This window comes from Halobellus sp. Atlit-38R (assembly GCF_003665925.1).
Classification (GTDB): Archaea; Halobacteriota; Halobacteria; order Halobacteriales; family Haloferacaceae; genus Haloquadratum; species Haloquadratum inordinatus.
In genome coordinates this window covers 1-18,152 of sequence record NZ_QXIJ01000025.1, presented here as the reverse complement: position 1 = coordinate 18,152, position 18,152 = coordinate 1, and the positions used below count along the sequence as shown (strand labels likewise).

Annotated in this window: 12 protein-coding genes and 3 pseudogenes; 6 read left to right on the top strand and 9 right to left on the bottom strand. The window is 56.4% G+C overall.

Translation table 11 applies throughout. From position 1 onward, the window contains the following. The 3 genes from D3D02_RS17430 to D3D02_RS17420 form a co-directional block, all read right to left on the bottom strand. Positions 1 to 326: transposase (locus tag D3D02_RS17430; protein ID WP_147435677.1), on the bottom strand; the 326-nt coding region annotated here is incomplete at its 3' end. Positions 327 to 848: 522 nt separating this feature from the next. After that, positions 849 to 1,214 (bottom strand): hypothetical protein, encoded by a 366-nt coding sequence (locus tag D3D02_RS17425; protein ID WP_121571228.1) that lies wholly within the window; start codon positions 1,212 to 1,214, stop codon positions 849 to 851. Positions 1,215 to 1,217: 3 nt separating this feature from the next. Beyond that, entirely contained in the window at positions 1,218 to 1,709 is a 492-nt protein-coding gene (locus D3D02_RS17420) for a hypothetical protein (protein WP_121571227.1), read from the bottom strand. A 378-nt stretch (positions 1,710 to 2,087) separates the two neighbouring features. Between D3D02_RS17420 and D3D02_RS17415 the strand changes: the two genes are divergently transcribed. The 5 genes from D3D02_RS17415 to D3D02_RS17395 all read left to right on the top strand — a co-directional run bounded on the left by D3D02_RS17415 (position 2,088) and on the right by D3D02_RS17395 (position 10,160). Continuing rightward, positions 2,088 to 3,713, top strand: coding sequence for a metallophosphoesterase (locus D3D02_RS17415; RefSeq protein WP_121571226.1), 1,626 nt, complete (start codon positions 2,088 to 2,090; stop codon positions 3,711 to 3,713). Then, positions 3,713 to 6,517: an SMC family ATPase gene (locus tag D3D02_RS17410; RefSeq protein ID WP_121571225.1), complete on the top strand. Its 2,805-nt coding sequence runs from the start codon at positions 3,713 to 3,715 to the stop codon at positions 6,515 to 6,517. The genes D3D02_RS17415 and D3D02_RS17410 overlap by 1 nt, the downstream gene beginning before the upstream one ends. A 1-nt stretch (position 6,518) precedes the next feature. Continuing rightward, the gene (locus D3D02_RS17405; protein WP_121571224.1) at positions 6,519 to 7,766 is read left to right on the top strand and encodes a DNA double-strand break repair nuclease NurA; all 1,248 of its coding nucleotides are present in this window, start codon (positions 6,519 to 6,521) and stop codon (positions 7,764 to 7,766) included. 64 nt (positions 7,767 to 7,830) lie between these two features. Beyond that, complete coding sequence (locus D3D02_RS17400) at positions 7,831 to 8,487, top strand: hypothetical protein (RefSeq protein ID WP_121571223.1); 657 nt, start codon at positions 7,831 to 7,833, stop codon at positions 8,485 to 8,487. After that, positions 8,484 to 10,160, top strand: coding sequence for an ATP-binding protein (locus D3D02_RS17395; protein WP_199723146.1), 1,677 nt, complete (start codon positions 8,484 to 8,486; stop codon positions 10,158 to 10,160). The genes D3D02_RS17400 and D3D02_RS17395 overlap by 4 nt, the downstream gene beginning before the upstream one ends. 187 nt (positions 10,161 to 10,347) lie before the next feature. Here D3D02_RS17395 and D3D02_RS21275 read toward each other — a convergent pair whose 3' ends face one another. Continuing rightward, positions 10,348 to 11,229 (bottom strand): hypothetical protein, encoded by an 882-nt coding sequence (locus tag D3D02_RS21275; protein WP_233560692.1) that lies wholly within the window; start codon positions 11,227 to 11,229, stop codon positions 10,348 to 10,350. A gap of 94 nt (positions 11,230 to 11,323) precedes the next feature. Further along, positions 11,324 to 12,249: pseudogene (locus tag D3D02_RS17385) on the bottom strand (transcription initiation factor IIB family protein). A 297-nt stretch (positions 12,250 to 12,546) separates the two neighbouring features. Here D3D02_RS17385 and D3D02_RS21270 point away from each other — a divergent pair. After that, positions 12,547 to 12,678 (top strand): annotated as a pseudogene (locus D3D02_RS21270) (IS6 family transposase); the annotation flags it as partial. Positions 12,679 to 13,141: 463 nt separating this feature from the next. Here D3D02_RS21270 and D3D02_RS17375 read toward each other — a convergent pair. The 4 genes and pseudogenes from D3D02_RS17375 to D3D02_RS17355 form a co-directional block, all read right to left on the bottom strand. Continuing rightward, the gene (locus tag D3D02_RS17375) at positions 13,142 to 15,889 is read right to left on the bottom strand and encodes a hypothetical protein (RefSeq protein ID WP_147435675.1); all 2,748 of its coding nucleotides are present in this window, start codon (positions 15,887 to 15,889) and stop codon (positions 13,142 to 13,144) included. Further along, on the bottom strand, positions 15,882 to 16,931 hold the full coding sequence (locus D3D02_RS17370) for an ATP-binding protein (protein ID WP_121571220.1): 1,050 nt from the start codon (positions 16,929 to 16,931) through the stop codon (positions 15,882 to 15,884). The genes D3D02_RS17375 and D3D02_RS17370 overlap by 8 nt, the downstream gene beginning before the upstream one ends. 124 nt (positions 16,932 to 17,055) lie before the next feature. Beyond that, the gene (locus tag D3D02_RS21265; RefSeq protein WP_233560691.1) at positions 17,056 to 17,574 is read right to left on the bottom strand and encodes a hypothetical protein; all 519 of its coding nucleotides are present in this window, start codon (positions 17,572 to 17,574) and stop codon (positions 17,056 to 17,058) included. A gap of 101 nt (positions 17,575 to 17,675) precedes the next feature. Beyond that, positions 17,676 to 18,026 (bottom strand): annotated as a pseudogene (locus D3D02_RS17355) (transposase); the annotation flags it as partial. Between the last annotated feature and the right edge of the window lie 126 nt (positions 18,027 to 18,152).

Genomic DNA, 18,152 nt, shown 5'->3' with positions numbered 1-18,152 from the left:
GGCGGGACGTAGCTCTCAGCGAGCATATCTGCCCGAAGCATCTGGGCGAGCCGCTTCGCATCGACGCGGTCAGTCTTGACTGCCGCGTCGGCGATGATCCGGTTCTTTGATGGGTTAACGAGGGTGATATCGAGATGCTCGTCGAGCATCTCGTAGATCGGGCGGTAGTTGCCGGATGCTTCGATGGCAGCTTCACTGCCAGCGTATTCCTCGGCGAGTTCAGAGAGACGATCGTTTGGCAAGCGAATCTCGTCTTGCAGGTTGCCGTCGTCGTCCACGACGGCAACCTGCGAGTACCGTTTGTGAGTGTCGATTCCAAGGTACATTGAACGCCTCCGTTGGGGCTGATCACGCGTGAATCAGAGAGACACCTATGCGTGCTCTGTGGCACAGTATTCTTCGTCCTATCACGGTGCTAAGACCAGTCATTCTAGCGTGCTTGTTGCACTAGTTCCCACTCGGTCTTTGCCAACCCCTGTTGATCTGATTCACGCGCCAGGGGCTTAGTTGCAGGATTTTCATAGAGTCATTCTATGACACCCTCGTGAGGCGTTCTTGTTCAGGTAGCTTCTCCACGACGGCACGCCCTCGCTGTCGGTAGCCGACGTAGACGATGTCGCGGTCACTTCTCTGGCTTCTTTGTTGGAGCGACTGTGAGTCGATAGTTCTACTCATGGGTCTGTTCGAAGGTACTCGTTTGAGTACCCCCGCACCCCTCAGGGGGTGAAAAACTTGCTGCAGTCTCTGAGTTGCAGATGTGCTTGAACGCGTTAACCAACACAACCGACTCAGACCGACTAGTTGTTGGTTAATCCGTGCTCGGTGGACGCTGTACTCGGGGAATGATTTCAGCGCTCGGCGCCGTAGACGATTGCCGAGCGGCTTTCGTAGCCGCAGTCGTGGCAGTCGAACCAGCGCTGAACTTTCGCCCCGTCTGCTGACTTCTCACCGACGAGGATGTCCTCGTTCGGGCATTCGGGACAACTCAATTCGGGCGCTGGCCGCTTCCGGAGCTCGTCACGGAACGATTTTGCGTCCTTCGTCTCGTACCCCCGCGACCATACTGGGTAGCCGTCGACGAGGATTGCGCCACGCCACTTGTAGCGGTAGGAGTCCGGCGCTCTGTGCAGGACAGCTCGAGCGCCAGTCTCAGTGTTCCGATACGCCAACGTTGGCGAGCGGTTCTCGCGTCGCCAGTTTGTGATTCTGGGCATTGTTTAGAAATGGACGTCCGCCGGGACGACCCAGAGGTCGTCACTCTCCTCGACGATGCGATCCAGCTGGCCTCGGTGGCGAATCCCGCAACCGTGTTCGTCGTACAGCAAAATCGAGGGACCGTCGTAGGCACCGACTTGATGGAAGGCATGCCGGGTGAGGTTCTCATCACGCATTATCTCATCATCGCTGAGCTCGTCGAGCGCCTCCTGTACTCGATTGAGATTCCGCTGGAACTCGCTCTTCGTCGCGTCCCAACCGCGCTCCAGGAGTTCCTGGCCTTCGTCAGAGTCTACGCGCGCTGCAACTGGGAGGTCGCCCCAACGGGCTTTCCCTGCCACCGTCGTGGCTTCTTGATCGAACGTGACGAAGTAGTCGAATACGGCGCCAGCGTGCGGATCGGCTCCAACCAGCCGATCGAACACTGCTTTGCCGGTGGCCACTGCGTCGTCTCGCGTCGATGCCTCTACCAGGGTGTAAATGACCATATGCATCGGTTTTCACCGTCGTCTGCCGACGCACGCGACTGCACACCGCGTCACTACGTGATGCGCCGGCACCCATCGCCGGCGCTCGAAAAACCTCTTCTCGCGGTGGTCAATTTTCAGGACTCCGTCGCTCGTTCGCCAGTGATGATCAGGTCTCCAGCCTCGTAGTCCGCTTCGAAGTTGACTGCAAACGCGTCTGATTCTCCAGGCCTACTCTGACACCGATTCAAGGTTCGAAGTTCAGACTACGTACCATCTGACAACGTTCACTTTCACTGTGATCACAGGAGGATTAAGTATCTCTCCTGTAACTGGTAGCCTATGTTGCAGTTCGATAGATTCGCACGACCCGACTGATCCAGTCGCTGCCTCTATTATCCAATCATGAATTATCGCTTACTCCACGCGGCCGACGTACACCTCGGTCACCGGCAGTACAACGTCAAAAAACGACAGGGCGACATGTTCCTCACGTTCCGGAAGACACTGCAAGAGAGCGTCAATAAACACGAGGTCGACGCCATCCTCATCCCGGGTGACCTGTTCCACTCGCGAGACCTGCGCCCGAGTATCCTCGAAAGCGCTGAGAAGGCCTTCGAGGTCGTCCCTGACGATATCCCCGTGTTGGTCTCGCCCGGGAACCACGACCAGAACCTCAATCGGCGAGCGATGACGTGGCTCGAGTACCTCCACCAGCGCGACGTGATCACGCTGCTTCAACCGGACTTCGAAGGCGTTAGTAGCGGCGAACGGCCTGTCGAAGAACTCTTCCCGTCCCTGGCATCTGCAGAGGAAAACGAGGGGACCGGGGTCGACGGAACGGTTTCCGGATACGTCGATCTCGATGTCCCGGCCTTCGATGCCCCAGTTCGGGTGTTCGGACTGGAGTATCGGGGCGGGTACATCGATACGGCCCTCGATCAGGCACGCACCGCCATCGAGGCGGTGAACAACCGGGCCGGCGAGCCGGCCCACACTGTGCTGATGGCCCACTTCGGCGTCGTCGACGAGGTCCCGGATCTCGGTGCATCCGTTCGATACACCACGCTCCAGCAGCTCGAGGGACTGGTCGATTACCTCGCGCTCGGCCACATCCACAAGCCATACGAGGGGCCTGCTGACGATCCGTGGTTCTTCAATCCCGGTTCGCTTGAAGCTCACGACACGCAGGAGGCACGCTGGAACCTCGGGTACTACGTGACCGACGTCGAGCGGGACAGTATCGAGCCGCACCACCACACTAGCAAGCGACGACCGTTCTACTCGTACGACTGGGATGTGGATGGCTATGAGTCCTGGGCCAACCTCGCCGAGGCGTTCGACGAAGCGGTCGCCGACGAGCGACCCGATGTGGTGGACTTCTGCTCAGCCGAGCAGTATGCGACGAGCGACGGGACCGCGCGCGCCCCAGTGATTGATTTCCGCATCCAAGGTCATCTGGAATTCGATCGACGCGACCTCGATGTGGATGCTCTAGAGTCTAAACTTGCCGATGCAGCCGACCCGATCCACGTCCAGACGAAGGTGAGTGTCACTACGGCCGAGATCCTTGATCTCGTCGAAGGGCTGGACGAGGACGCCGTGTTCACTGATACGGGGACGCTCCGGACGGAGGTGCTGGAAGGAGAAGTATTCACAACCGTCGCCGAGCAGACCCCGTACGCCGAGGAACCGGGAGCGACTGCGGAGGTGTTGGCTCGCGCGAAGGAATTGGTCATCGAGGAAGGCGCGAGTGGCGAGTCGGTCGCTGACTACCTACAACGGCGCCGTCAGGAAGTGTTCGCGGATGGCGTCGGTGCCGTCGAACCCGAGTTCGACGACGTAGCGGACCGGGCAGATGCGGGCGGGGTCGACGCGGAAACGTTCGCGGCTGTCCAGGCGGGTGAGAATGTCGACCCTATTGAGGCCGCCCGGCGGGCGACCACTTCGGACACGGACGGTGACCCCGACCACGAGGGTGAGGACGTGAAAGCCGACACTCCAATGACGGCTGAGAGAGGTGAGGATTAATGCGGTTGACCGATGTTCGGCTCGAACAGATCAAGAGCTACGACGACAAGACAACTGTCGGACTCGGCGAGGGCGTGACGGCAATCCTCGGTGAGAATGGGGCCGGTAAATCGACTGTTGCCGAGGCAGTCGGATGGGCGTTATTCGACTCACTACCATACAATCAAGACGAGTTCGTCCGAGAGGGGGAATCCTCGGGGACAGTCTGGGTGAGATTCGAGATGAACGGACGGGCGTACACGGTCCAGAGGGGAACGAGTGGGACCTACTCCGTAGTCGACGAGACCGCCGACGCGGAACTTGAGCTCGGCAAGAAGGAAGAAGTCGTCAACTGGCTCAGGAGAACGTTCGGGCTCGACGGCGAAGGTGACGTCGATCTATCGACACTCTGGGAAAACTGCATAGGAGTGCCACAGACGCAGTTCCTCTCGGACTTCCGGGCAAGGAAGGGGATACGGAAAAAGCAGTTTGATCCGCTACTTGGAATCGATGTCTACGAACAGGCGTGGAGTACCCAGAGCACACACAACTTGAAACAGCCCGTCGATGAACTGGAGTCCCGCAAGCAGACTGCAAAGGAGCGGATTAGCAGGCTCGAAGGGGTCGTTGAGGACCTCCCAGAGCAGCGGGAGGCCGTCGACGAACAGGAGACGGAAGTCGAGAAACTCGGCGACGAACTCGAAAGGGTCCAGTCGAAGCTTGCTGACACGAAGGAGGAGTTCTCGGAGCTGGACGATCTGAAACAACGTCGGGACGAACTCGATCGAACCATCGAGAGCGCCGAGAGTCGGGTCGAGGGGAATCTCGGGCAACTCGACACGGCTAGAACTGATCTTCAAGACGCCCGCAAGGCTGCCGAAGTCGTCGATGAGACTGCCGACTCCCACCGGCGGTTCCGCGAGGCGGACGAACGACTCTCGGAGTTACGTGAGCGGGAAGCGGAGCGTGACGATTTCGAAGCCGAACTCGAGAAGGCCGTCGATAGCTACCGCGAGGCTAAGCGTGAGTACGAAGATCTTCATGACCGAGCTGAGGCCGCGCGGGAAGCCGATGACCGGATGGCCGAGCTTGAAGCGTCCCACGAGCGATACGAGGAACTTGATCAGAAAATAGAGGAGGCACGAGATGCAGCCGAGCGGATCGAGGAAATCGACGCACGAATCACGGAGATCGACGACACGAATTTCCCCGAGGCCGAAGCGAAAGTTTCCGAGCAGCGTGATCACATTTCGGAACTCGAGAACAAACGGTCGTTCGCCGAAGAGGCACCAGAACTCGACTCGATGCGCGCCGATATGGAGGCGACCATCGAGACACGGCAGGCCGAAATAGAGGACCTGACAGACCAGCGTAATCGTCTGATTGCTGTTGATTTCGACAGGGATAGCGACGGCGGTGACCACGAGCACGAGGAGGGGGAAACCTGTCCGACCTGCGACCGGCCGCTGGACGCCGACACCCGAGACAGAATCGTCGAGACGATTGAGGAACAAATAACAGAGGCGGAAGCCGAGATTGCCGCTGCCGAGGCTCGACTGCCGGCTGTCCGGGCAGGGCTCGACGCGGCGAAGAAGGCTCAGCAGGAAGTCGCTGGGCTCGATGCGGCGCGAGATCGGCTCGCCGAGTTAGAGGATGCCGTCGACGAACTCGAGGCAGAACGCGAGTCTCTTACTGACGAGCGGGCTGAGCTAGAACCGATTGCGGACCAGTTTGACGAGCTTTGCGCTGAACAGGACGAAATCGAGGACGATCACGAGGCCTACGAACGGGCTCAGTTCGAGTACGAGAACAAACGTGAGGCGATTGATCAGATCGAGGACGCCCGCGAAGAGCTGTACCGGACTGCCTGGGAAGCTGCCCGGCTGGAGCGACAACTGGCGTCGGAATTCGGGGACCTCAACGAACAGATTGCCGAGCAACGGGAGATCAAAGATGAGACTGAGGACGCACACGACCGCTACGTCCGGAACGAAGCGGAGGCCGAGCGTGTGGACGACCGTCGCGAACGGGTTATCGAGCTATACAAGGACATCGAAACCGCGGAACGCGAACGCAGAGCAGCCGAAAGTGAACTGAGGCGGGTCAAGGCTAAGTTCGACGCCGATCGGCACGCCGAACTGGACGACCGAGTCGACTGCCTCGATAGCCGCGAGACACAACTTGACACGAGACTTGACGAGGCACGGGAGACTCTCGACGAACTCAGTAGCGAACTCCAGAGACTCGAAACCGTTGCCGAGCAGCTGGAGCGGTGGAAGGAGACGCACGTCCAGCTGGAGCGGGATATCAAGTTCGCCAAGACGGTCCGAAATGGCGTTCGGGACGCCGGCCCGAAGATGCGCGAACTGATCGCCAGTCGGATCGGCGAACGCGCCAACCAGATCTACCAGACGCTCCGGGGGACCGGTCGCGAGAGCCTAACGTGGGACGAGACCTACCAAATCGTCGTTCAGGACGGTAGTCAGCACAAGCCGTTCGGAAACCTTTCGGGAGGTGAGAAGATGGCCGCTGCGCTGGCGGTGCGATTGGCGATCATGGAGCGGGTGAGTCCGCTCGATATCGCCTTCCTCGATGAACCAACCGCCAACCTTGACAGCGAAAAGAAGAATAATCTCGTCCGGCAGCTCGAACGGCTCGACGCGTTCGAGCAGCTCTGCGTCATCTCTCACGACGATACGTTCGAGTCGATGACGGAATACACGGTCAACCTCGAAAAGCCCGACCGCGAGTCCCACGTCGTGTCCGACACTCACGCGGACGCTGGGGGATCGCCTTCACCAAAACCGGGGGCAGGGGACGACTGAGATGCTCCAGGATCCCCACGCGGTGAGCGAGCAGCTGGAACGACTCCGTGACGACCTCGCGGACTTCACTTCGAGTGACCGGTCGCTGGCCGCCGTCTATCGTGATGCGCTCCTCGAAGAACGAGCCTCGTCGACCGCCACGGAAGTCCGTGATGCCGTCACGGGAACATATGCCGATGCGCTCCCGACCACCGAGTTCGATAGGATGGAGGAGTTGACCGCCCCATTCCCGCCCGCGACCGAATGGACCTCCCACGAAAGTGCCGGGCGGTGGGCAAGCGATGTCCTCGACGGCCTGCCGACTATTGCGGTCGATGGATCCGAACTCGAGCCGACAACCGAACTGAACGTACCCGTTGGCCTCGTGCAGGTTGCTTCCTACGTGAACCACCATACCACCGATGGGCAGTATGCTCTCGACACTGAATCGGCAGTGCTCCCGCCGACGGAGGTCGTTGTCGGTCCCGAGGACGGGTCGTATACCTACGTCGACGAGAGCCAGGTCCAGCACGCCCGGTATGAACGCGAGACCGAGACAGTGCGTGGACTGATTGAGGAGTACGCGGAGCACGACCCACCGCCGGTCGTCATCTACGACGGGTCGTTAACGGTGTCGTTCGCCAACCTGTTCGACGACGAGACCCGCCAGCGGTATCTCGATTCGATGGCGGCTCTGCTCGCTACGAGTCGCGCCAACGAGGTTCCTGTCGTCGGATACATCGCCGGCTCGCAGTCGTCGGACGTGGCTGACTTAGTACGGAAACTCCGCCCTACCGGACTCGGCGACACGGGGCTACCGCGCGATGCCGCTATCTTCGCCCCTATGCTCGACACATGGGGTAGTCGAACCGCACTCTTTGAGAGCCAGCGGGACCGTTCGCTCCAGAAGTTGCGAACCACTTACCGCGGCGAGGAGTACGCCTTCGGCGACCGCCTTCGGTTTGCGTACGCGGACTTCGGCGAGGGTGAGAGCTTGGACCGCCTCGAAGTCCCACAGTGGCTCTGTGAGACGGATGCGCCGGCTGGATGGCCGGGCAATTCTATGTTCGAGTACGCCCTCCAGGCCGTTCGAGCGGAAGCCGCGGTTGGCCAGGGCTACCCCGAGGCGATACAGGTGGCCGACAGCGAGGCCGTCCTGACCGGAAGCGACCGGGATCGCCTGATTCGGATGCTCCTCCGGCTAGGCGAAGATACTGAGGTTCCGATTGAGTGGAACCCCAAAGATCGGAGCAAGCGTCGTCGCCGATGACCGGAATAATCTCAGCCAGGCGACCGTCACACGAACAATCAAATACGATATCCCATACAACACGATGACCATTCGAACCACGTTCCCCGACACGAAGGCGCTTGGAAGTATCGCTCAATCTCAGTCGACTATTGACTACACTGCGACGATCCTGACTGACCGCGATGCCGACGATCCACCGGACGTCACCGACTACGGATTCGGCCAGCCGGTCGTGCTGCCAATGGGCCGACGTGATGCCGAAGAAGTAGCGATCGGCGTCGTCCACGGCACGCAGGTGATCGACCCTGGAATGGGTGGTATAGGCCCGACGCTCGGTGCTGATGGCGCTACTGACCAGTTCCGACCGAGTCTTGTCGACGAACCGACGACCCTCATCGGCATTGCGCTGCTCGGTAGTGCTACTGCTACCGGCGACTCGAGCGATGGTGATCGCATTGAAACGCCGGACCATTCGATCCCGACATTCGCAATCGGCCATGGTACGACCGTCTACCAGTGTCCCGAAGCCACCTTTCGCACGTTCCACTTCGTCGATGGAGACCTCTCGCTGGCTTACTATCCCCGGCTGACTGAGGTCGCCGGGACATTTGGAGCCGAGCTCGTTGGAGCGATTGCTGAACGACTACACGAGACGACTAAGGGGTACGACGACCTGCTGGATGTAATCGAACGGAAGGTCGCCCACCAGGCCAATGTAGACCGCGGGGTGCTCCAATGAGTGATGACAAGACGACGGTCGTGGATGCAGCCGAGCTGGCAGCTGAGCCCGTTGTTGGAACTGTCGTCGAACCGGGAGACGAAGTCGGTGAGTTCGTGTTTGCAGCGCCGGACGGACAGGCGGTATCAACCGGTGAGTTCGTGGCTTACAGCCAGTCCACCGGGGGTAATAGTGACGAAGTGGTCTTGGCCCGTGTGAGTGACCGCGAACGGGAAGCAGGGCTCCCAGCGTCGTTCATGACGGATCCGGACGTGGATGCTGGACGGGTGGCAACGGCACTGGGTGCCGAAGCGGACGGTGGAGAACTATACCGCATCACGGCAGAGGTGATTGGCTACTATGACCCCGGCTTCGAGTCATTCCGGAACCCACGGCAGCTACCTGATACCGGCACGCGGCTCCACCGTGCGCCTGGCGAGATGCTGGAGGTAGTCATTCCCAACGTCACACCCCCCGGATTTCGTGAGGAAGGTGACCCCGACCCAGGCATGGCGTGGATGGGTAGGCTGCTGAACCGGGCTGACGAAAAGGTGACTGTTGAGCTACCGGTCAATGAGGTGGCGGCGACCCATCTCGCTATCCTCGCCTCGACTGGCAGCGGAAAGTCCTACACTGCCAGCGTACTTCTCGAGGAAATGCTCAAACCTGCCACGCGCGCTGCGGTTCTGGTGTTTGATCCCCACGGCGAGTACGACAGTCTCGACCAGATGTGCGACCATTCCGCTTTCGAGGGTACGGATGGATACCGGCCATCTGCCGAGATCCGGAAGCCTGACCAGCTATCGGTGAAGCTAGCTGACCTGACCTACGCCGACTTACGTTCGATCCTTAACCCAACTGAACGGATGGCGTCGGTGCTGAGTGATGCCTACGACGATCTTCGGGGCGAGGACGCGTTTACTGCGAACGACCTCGAACAGGCTTGCCACCGAAACCATCCGGATGGGGACGCGTCCGGTCTGAAATGGCGGATCAATCGTAACCTCCAGCAGTCGGACTTCTTCGACGCGTACGACCGACTCGACCTCGACGCGCTCGTTAACCCCGGTCAAGTGACCGTCCTTCGAATGGACGGGCTCTCCCGCCGCGACCAGCAGGTGATGGCCGCCGTCCTGCTCAGGAAACTCTACAAGGCGCGCGAGGCGGCCGTGGTTGGTGACCCAGATGACGTCCGGACACCGATCGAACACCCGGTATTCACGCTGTTTGAGGAGGCACACCGGTTCGCGCCAGATGGTGACTCGCAGGCCCTGTCAATCATACGCCAGGTAAACAGCGAGGGTCGGAAGTTCGGAATCGGGACCGGGCTAATTAGTCAGCGCCCGTCAAAACTCGACCAAACTGTCCTCTCACAGTGCGGTACCCAAATCACGATGCAGATCAAAAACCCGAACGACCAGCAGGCCATCCGCGATTCCGTTGAGGGGGCTGGCACAGCGGTGCTCGATGAGCTTCCTGGCTTGACCAAGGGCCAAGCAGTCATTTCGGGGGATGCGGTCAATACGCCAGTGCTGACGAAGATTCGAGAGCGGCACACGGAGCACGACGCTGAGAATTTGAAGGCTGACCAACTTTGGCGGGAGGCTTACGACGACGCCCAGAACACGCCTTCTAGAAGTGCTCCCGCTGATACAGACGATGGCAGTGTATTCGGTGGTGGAGAAGAACTGTAACCTCTGTCTCTGTTCTACAGGACTCCCGCCCTCAACTCCCGTGGATGACTGGATTTTGGGTGCTGCGCCCCAGATAGTAAGGAGCCCTGTACTGGCCATCGATATATTCGTGCGCAACAAGTATTAACCAACAGTTCGGCCATTCACACTCTACGTTGGTTAATGCGTTACACAGCTGATCACCCTCTCAGGGATCCGGTCCGTGTCGAGGCGACTGACACACCAGGCACTCCCACATCGGCTGGCCAGACCAATCCTCATCTGGGAGAGACTCGAACTCCTGAAACTGATGCTCAGTCATTCGACCACACTTGAGACATTCAAGACGTACTCTCGAGGAAGCACTGGGTTGACGATTTTCGGAGTGACCGTCGTCGACGGCGCGCTGGAGTGCAATCCCTGGCACCAACCAGGCGTCGTCTTCGGCGTTCTCCAGTAGGTCTGTAAGCCGATCTTCATCACGAACGCCGTGCCCTCCCTCCTCGTAGAGGAACGTTGTGTGCGCCCCCTCACACCGCGACTGCGTCGACTTTGTCTGTCCCGTCCGCTCACAAACGGCTGCGAGAAGCTGTTCACCGCTTTCGGAGGTAGCTCGAACTGCTTCGGGTAGCGAGGGCCACTGCTCGGTTAGCTGTGCGGCGGGCTCTGCATTGAGGTCGTAGATCAGTTGGCAGTCGTCGACCTCTGGGTCCCTGTCAGCCTTCGTGAGGAGCGTGGCCGCAGCAGCACCCTTCGCGACGGCGGCGTAGAACGTCGACGCCTCGACGATCAGATGGACGATATGGAGTAGTGTCCACTCAGTATCCGGAGGGCGACTATCGTCGCTGGTTCCATCGAGATGGTTTGAGAGGCAGAACCGACACTTGGTACGGGTCGCAGGAATCGACGCACCGCACGAGGAACACTCGCTCCGTGTCGATCTCGTTCGATCTGGATACGATTTCGGCCCCTCTCTTCGTTGTCCCCATGCTCGCCCAACGTTACCCCGTCCAGTAAGCTGGTCGTCGGGAACGCGATTCGCTTCACCAAGGGGTCGTAGTTCCTCAAAATCAGATTGACGTCCATTCATAGGGTCGTCTGGCAGCATCTTCCCTCGTCTCCGTATTTAAATCTCAGCCACCAATGTCGAATTCGAATCGACAGAAAAATCGCAGATGGCGTCTTCAGACCGCCAATTCGTTTAGCGTGTCTCGATGCGACCGGATGGTCGTTGCAGTGACGTTCGCCACCTCAGCGACTTCCGCCTGCGTCAGCCATCGTCCCTCTTCGCAACCGCCTTGTACAGACAGGCAGCTGCGAATCCTGATGGTTTGACGCCCGACGCTACTCCTGATGATTCCAACTGTTCGGCCAGCCTCCGAGCTCGTTGTCGGATGTACGCTGGAATATCAAGTTCCGACGCGAGACGGGGGATGAATTCGCTCGGTCGGACAGGCTGGGTCGGTAGTCCGAGTTCTGTATTCAGTGTCTTGTACGCATTCGCGACTCTCGAGTGGTCGACGCGTGCTGCGTCGACGACGTCGTCGAGTAACCGCGAGTGACCGTTACAGCGACAGGCTCCGTAGATGCTTGCTGCCGCTACCGCTTCGATTGATCGGCCTCGAAGCAGATCTTCGGCTTGAGCGCTCCGGAACAGTTGGCACGCCTGATCACGGACCGAACCTGAAAGCTCGAGGACGCTCGCGATTCTTCGAACTTCACCCAGGCCGTGTGCGAGATTTCGCTCGGCTTTCGACTGGAACCGACCACGAGTCTGTTCACGCCGCATTCGGGATAGCCGCTGGCGCTTTCGTCCAGAGAGTTCGTTCCCGTTCGCATCTTTCCCGCGACCGATCTCGGTCGACAGCCCTCGGTCATGCCGTGCCGCAGTCAGTGGAGCGCCCGTCCGCTTTCGCTGGTCCTGATCGTGAGTTCTCCATTCAGGACCGTGGTCGATTCGTTGTTCGTCAATAACGAGTCCACAGTCTTCACAGATAGTTTCGACCGAGTTGGTAGTGACCCGGCCATCGCACTCCGGACATGGGTTCGTGCTGGAGTTTGTCTGGACGTCCTCGTCGAAGCTTGTTTCGTAGATATCTCTCGTCGCCATATTTTCTCACCAATTATCGAGATTCGCCGATACGGCGAACCCCTCACCCATTGAGGGTCAATAAACGCTATCGAGTATGGACTTCGGTTCAGCTGAATTGTGACTCAGAGTCTAGTGCTTGAGTCACTGTCGTGCACCCCTCTACAACAGAGTGACGAGTTCGAGCGCAACTTCGAGTCGCTCTGGGACGATGAAGAAATGATTATCCCGTAGTTTAGACGTCCTTCGGTGAGGCACTATCTAGTGGAGGGAGTTTGAGAGCAGGCCGTAGCGGGAAGTGCTCATGTAACTCCAGACATGCTCAAAGAGCAGTTAGCGGTGGATTCTCAAGAAGTTTGAGAGAACGAACGCATTCCGACATCTGTCAGGGTGTTCGGATTGCGGCTTCATTCGATGGGGTTGTAGGTTCGGGAGACGGTGGCAGTGCCTTAGTGGCTTGGCGTTGACCGATCGCACGGAGTAGTCTGGATAGGACGCACAATTTGGCCGATAGCCAACCCGGTCCGCGACGGCTGAGTGATCGGCGTAACCGTTGCATGGTCGAGACACTCAGAGGAGAAAAATCGAGCGACGGCACGCAATGCAGTAGCACTGGTCGCGGGGAACATTCAGACCTTGCACAGACCACTCCGCCGTCGGCGGATCGACGTTGACGAGACGGCTGTCGAGTTCGACAGCGACGGCCACTGGCTGCGCCGGTTCACGTACTACTACAATTTTGATCGACCAAACCAGACACTCGATAACCGCACGCCAGTCGAGGAGGTCCAGAAATAGACCGTGCCACTACCAGACTTCTATTAGGATACGGCACAGAAATGACAAAATATATATATAATAATTATATCAAAATACAGAATGGTCTTGTCGCATCTAACTGTGAAAACCAACGTCACTCAATGTCGAATCCCAATCGTTCTTCATGTCGTCTGGCTTGCTCAATTCTATCCTTGAGCTCCGATATTTGGTTGTTGACCCACCTAAGCACGTTTCTGTTACTCTCCTCTTCTCTAAACTCTTCTAACCGCTCCTTTTTCCGGGTATAGTGCTCGCTTTCTGGACCGACCCATGACTCGGTACGGTAATTTCCGCTAAAGGCATCCCGAACGTCGTCTCGATCTCCGTATTGTGCCAGTAATTCGCGGGCCAGACACACTCGCTCGTTGCTATGGAATAACTCAGCTGGCACGAGTCGGGCGGCGAGAATGGCGTTTACTTCTGGATCTTCTTCAACCCATTCCCAGAGGAGGTCTTGCGGAACATACTCTATTGGTGTGTCCTCTATATGTGGATCCTCACCAGTGAACCACTGGAACAACGGTATCAGCCGCTCGTCTCGTTCCTCTAAAATTATAGTTATCTCGGTCCAGGTTTCCTGTGGCTGTCTCCTCAAGATGTAGTAGAGAAGTTCCTTGACTTCGGGACTCCCTCCGATGAGAATCTCTCTCTGTCCGAGTACCTTGAGAAGGGTTTCGAGTATTTCATCCGTTCTATCAGGGTATCGTTCGATATACGCCTGTGCAATCTCTTTCCAGTCATAGCTAACCCCTTGACGAACCGTAATATCTGGGGTGGTTTCGGTGAAAGCAGGGTGAGAAAGTAATTCGAACGTCAGTTCTTCAGGCAGTTCAGGTGCGTCATCGGGATGGACGTAGTAGTGGTAGAATGTCGGGAGGATAATTGCGGCCTCGTCCGTTCCTGCTTCGAGGAGCAGTTCAACGAGTTCTTGGAACGTCGTCTCTTCGAAATTCCTGCTTACACCTCCGGATTCGAGACCTCGGAGACTATGAGGGGCGATCTCGCCTTCTTGGATGAGTTCTACGATTCTCCGTGCATCTTGTTCGGTCAGTCCGGATAGCCGGATGAGATCCACGATATGGGGTTGCAGAATCTCCGAATCTTCTACTTGGTCCAATACCTCCTGCCGCATTTCTTCGTCCCGTTCATGCAGTGCGGATAGATATCCGCTTAGAAGGCTTATCGATCGTTCTTCGTCTTGGACTTCTTCTGTGGTGTCGCGAATCCCTGTAAGAAGTTGATTGGCATCATCTCTCGCTCCGAGCGCATATCCGAATTCCCTTACACGGTACTGGTTCGGTTCCGTTGTGGCGAGCCAAGACAAGTGAGGTTCCAGCCGCCCAGGCTGTTCAATAACGTCAGCAGCAAGCGCATCAATTTCTTGTTCATAGATGTCGTCATCAGCAAGAAGGCTGAGCCCTACATACCGTCGTAATCGATCATTGAAACTGGACTCGGATATGTGTTCGACAAATTGTCTCCATTCGGCTGCCTCCTCAATCTCTTCTAAATCCTCGAAATCATAATGTACGAGTTCTACCGCTGTCCTGATCACTTCTCCCCGATCTGTCCACTCGTATTCAGTAATATCCTGTAGTGATTTCCGAATCATCTGAGATAATGACGGGTCAAGATCAGCCAATCCTCTTACTGAACCTAATAGCGTACTCACAGCTTCCTTTCTGACCTCTACCCGCATCTCATCAAGATGCTGATTCAAGAAGTCCCAGACAGAACGATAGTACGCGAATAATTCCTCGTATGTTTCTGGCACCCATAGGTCCGGTGTTTCCCGCGCTCCTTGGTATTCGGGGCCAGCAATCTTCGTGAGGCTCCGCGGATTTTTTAACCCTGTACCAGCGGCCTCAACAGCAATGAGCTGTCTCTTATCGGAATCAGACTGCATCGCTTCTTCTAAGACGGAAAGGCGTTCTTGTGGTGGAGTTTCGGTAGGCGCTAATTTCCCCCATCCTGGAGAGAAAAGACCGGTGAATATTCCGGTTGCGTTGTTAGCATATTCCTCGTTTTCTGCCTCGGCTAAATCAAGAAGCAGTTCGGCGGCTCGTTTGAATGTATCATCCCAGACAGCCATGTACTGTAGTGATTGAATGATGTTCCGCCGTCCAGTAGTGAACTGGCGTAACTTGTCTACTGATTTCTGATTAACGAAGCTTTCAGCAGGATCTATCGCGTCACGGGGGGCTGCTTCTGCGAATTGGAGGAACAACTGGCTTCCCCAGTCAGTCTCTAGAACCGCACCCTCGTTTTCATAGAACAACCCGTCTGTGGAGAGCTTTTCAGAAATCCATTGCCGACCCGGCCGGTATGAAGCCATGTACGGGATGCGTTCCCCAAACCGAGAGAGCATGTCTGGGGGCATTTTCTCAAAGAGTTCTTCGATCTCCGATTTTCCATGCTTCTCCAGCCACGAACCTAACAAGTGGGTCGCTAGTGGGAGCGGCGTTACAGAGAGATAGTACTCGCCCTTCAGGATTCCCCGGTCGCGTTGATACTCAACGATTTCGTTGAATTCGATTTCGGCTTGACGGTCCTCAAATCCGGCTACTTCGGCTAACCACTCTGCTTCTTCCGATCGCTCTTCGTTTTCCAGCTTCCATTCGACCTTGTCGAACAACGAGAAGACCTCAAGGACACGTCTATGTCTCCTCCGCTCATGCTCGCCTAATCCATCTCCGCCGATTAACCGATTGATGAGCGTTTCATTATCAATTTCTAGAAGATTATCGGGCGACTCGTCTGCTTCTGCCACATTACGAGCAATCATCGCTGCAAAGCCCGGAAAGCCATCTGCTAGTTCGGCGATCCGGCTATAATCAGGCATGCTCGTCCACCTCCAAGTCCAAACTTTCCAACATGGCCTTTACTTGATTCTGTTCAAGCTGTTCCACTGTGATTTCGTGATCAGCTCCTGTGCTTATGGAATCATCAGAAATCGTGATGAGAGCTAATCGGTCAGATTCTGCATCAAACCGTTGTTGGAAGTGTTCGTGGTCCTCGGCGCTACAGTTGTCGATAATGATGATAGCTGACCAATCAGTGTCTGTTCGAAGGCGACTTGCCACACCACTACACTCAAACTCCCTCGCTCTACTATAGATGACGCGTTCCTGTAAATCATCTTCTGCCAGTGCTTCGTATACTAAGCGTGTTTTTCCCACGTCAGGGAGTCCAGTAACGCGTATTACTGGGCAGTGTTCATTTGGATCTCTGAGTATCTCTCGGATAGATTCGATCTGCTCTTCTCTCTTCTCGTCTGGGAAAAACTCCTCAACATCCCTCGTCGCTGATCGACTCCACGTCGAATGGTCGACTACATGATCTATGCCTTTGTATTTCGCGATGAGAGCGGGGAAACCATTGACGAAGCCGACTAATTTGCTGCAATCGTATATTCTCACGTCGGCATCAGGATATCCATGATCCTCGAATTCTTCTTCCAACGCAATTTTTCTCCGCTCAAGCTTGTCTTTATTATGCTGGGGTGCAACACCTACCAGTTCCTCAAAAACCACCATTATGTAGGTGCCGCCGTTGTCGAGCAATTCGTCGATTCTGGATTTGAGACCAGAGCCTGAATCAGATCTAACTTCCTGCCTGCATTTCTTGGGCTCCATATCAGATGATTTGATTTGAAACCCAGAATCACCTGCTGGAATGATATCTTCTCGTGAAGGGATTGCATTCTCTATTTTAGCATCTAGACCGCCATCCGGGACGGTAATTGCTGTGGGAACGTGGGTAGACGATTGAATGACATCGGTTTCGGAGGCCTCCGCCCAGAGTAGTTCCCTGAAGAATTCAACCGCCTGATTTGGATTGAGATGCTGGATCTCGGTATCTGTGAGTTCGAGACCCCGATACATTACTTAGTAGGTGTTGTCATGAACCATTTAACTCTTGCCGAACAGGGTGAACCTCTCACTGATGGCACAAAAGAGGAAAGACTGTTTTTGAAAATGAACTGGCTTTAAACAGACCCTTCTAATTTTAATCTAAATTTCTATTTGTAAGGTTTTGTAAATGTGATTTGTCATTGAACCGCGTGCTGATGTAGACCGTGATAATGTCTTTTTCCGCTGCTTCTTCTACACCCTGACGAAATTCTTCGTTAGTCCGGTAGTTGTCAAAATAGAATGCCCAATATTCTCGCTCGCTGAATCCCCATACCGGCATATTCCCCTCGTATCCAGTTCGCCAACGCAAGTACTCATCGAACAGATTTGCTTCGTCCTCCTGAATGAGTTGGTAGAGGTCGTAGAGTGTGATAACCACTATCCGTTCGTGCTCTGCGAGGTGGCCGTGGACCTCGCCCATTCCCAATTGTTGATCGGCCCGCTCGTTACCAGAGTACAACGTGGGAAGAAATCCGTCGAGGATGACCATGCCGCCTGCGTCCATCTCATCGGAGTTCTTGTTGCCGGTGAGGTTATACACCAAACCGAATTCATCGTCTAGACTGTCAAGATAGCCCAGGGTATTCTGTATCTGATCGGCAGCCTGAGTCACCTTCTGTGTAAATCGGCCCTTGATAAGCTCTACACGATTCGGAATCTTCCGAAAGATCGGATGGGATTTTACTTCGGCCAGAGGGTGTCATAGAACTCTTGTCACACCGTGATGATCGTGCTTCCCGGATTGTCTCCGCGTTCGTAGTTGGTGATTGCGACGACGAGACGAAGGCACAGAGCGAGGAACACCTGCGCTCGTGCGTGAACGCGGCCTCGGGCGTGCGTTCGCCCGAGGCCGCAGTCTTTCACTGATTCATTGGTTCGTTCGACTCCAGTACGGCGGTTGTATGTCTCATCCAACGTGGACTGCTTCAGCTGAATGTCCTCGCTGTGTTGTTCGATGCGGTCTTCGACCCTGTACTCGATGTCTTTGGGATCGTCGGTGTTTCGCGCGTTGTACGGTGCGATTGGCACGACCCCTGCGGTCAGCAGGTGGTCGTGCCAGTCAAGGGCTGTGTTGAATCACTAGACAGCGTCGGGGTGGGTCGCTAAATCAAAGGAGTTGAAGCGGGATGACTTGGTTGTCTATGACGCAAATCTCCCGCTTCACTGGTGAGATTGTACCGATTGCCCAAG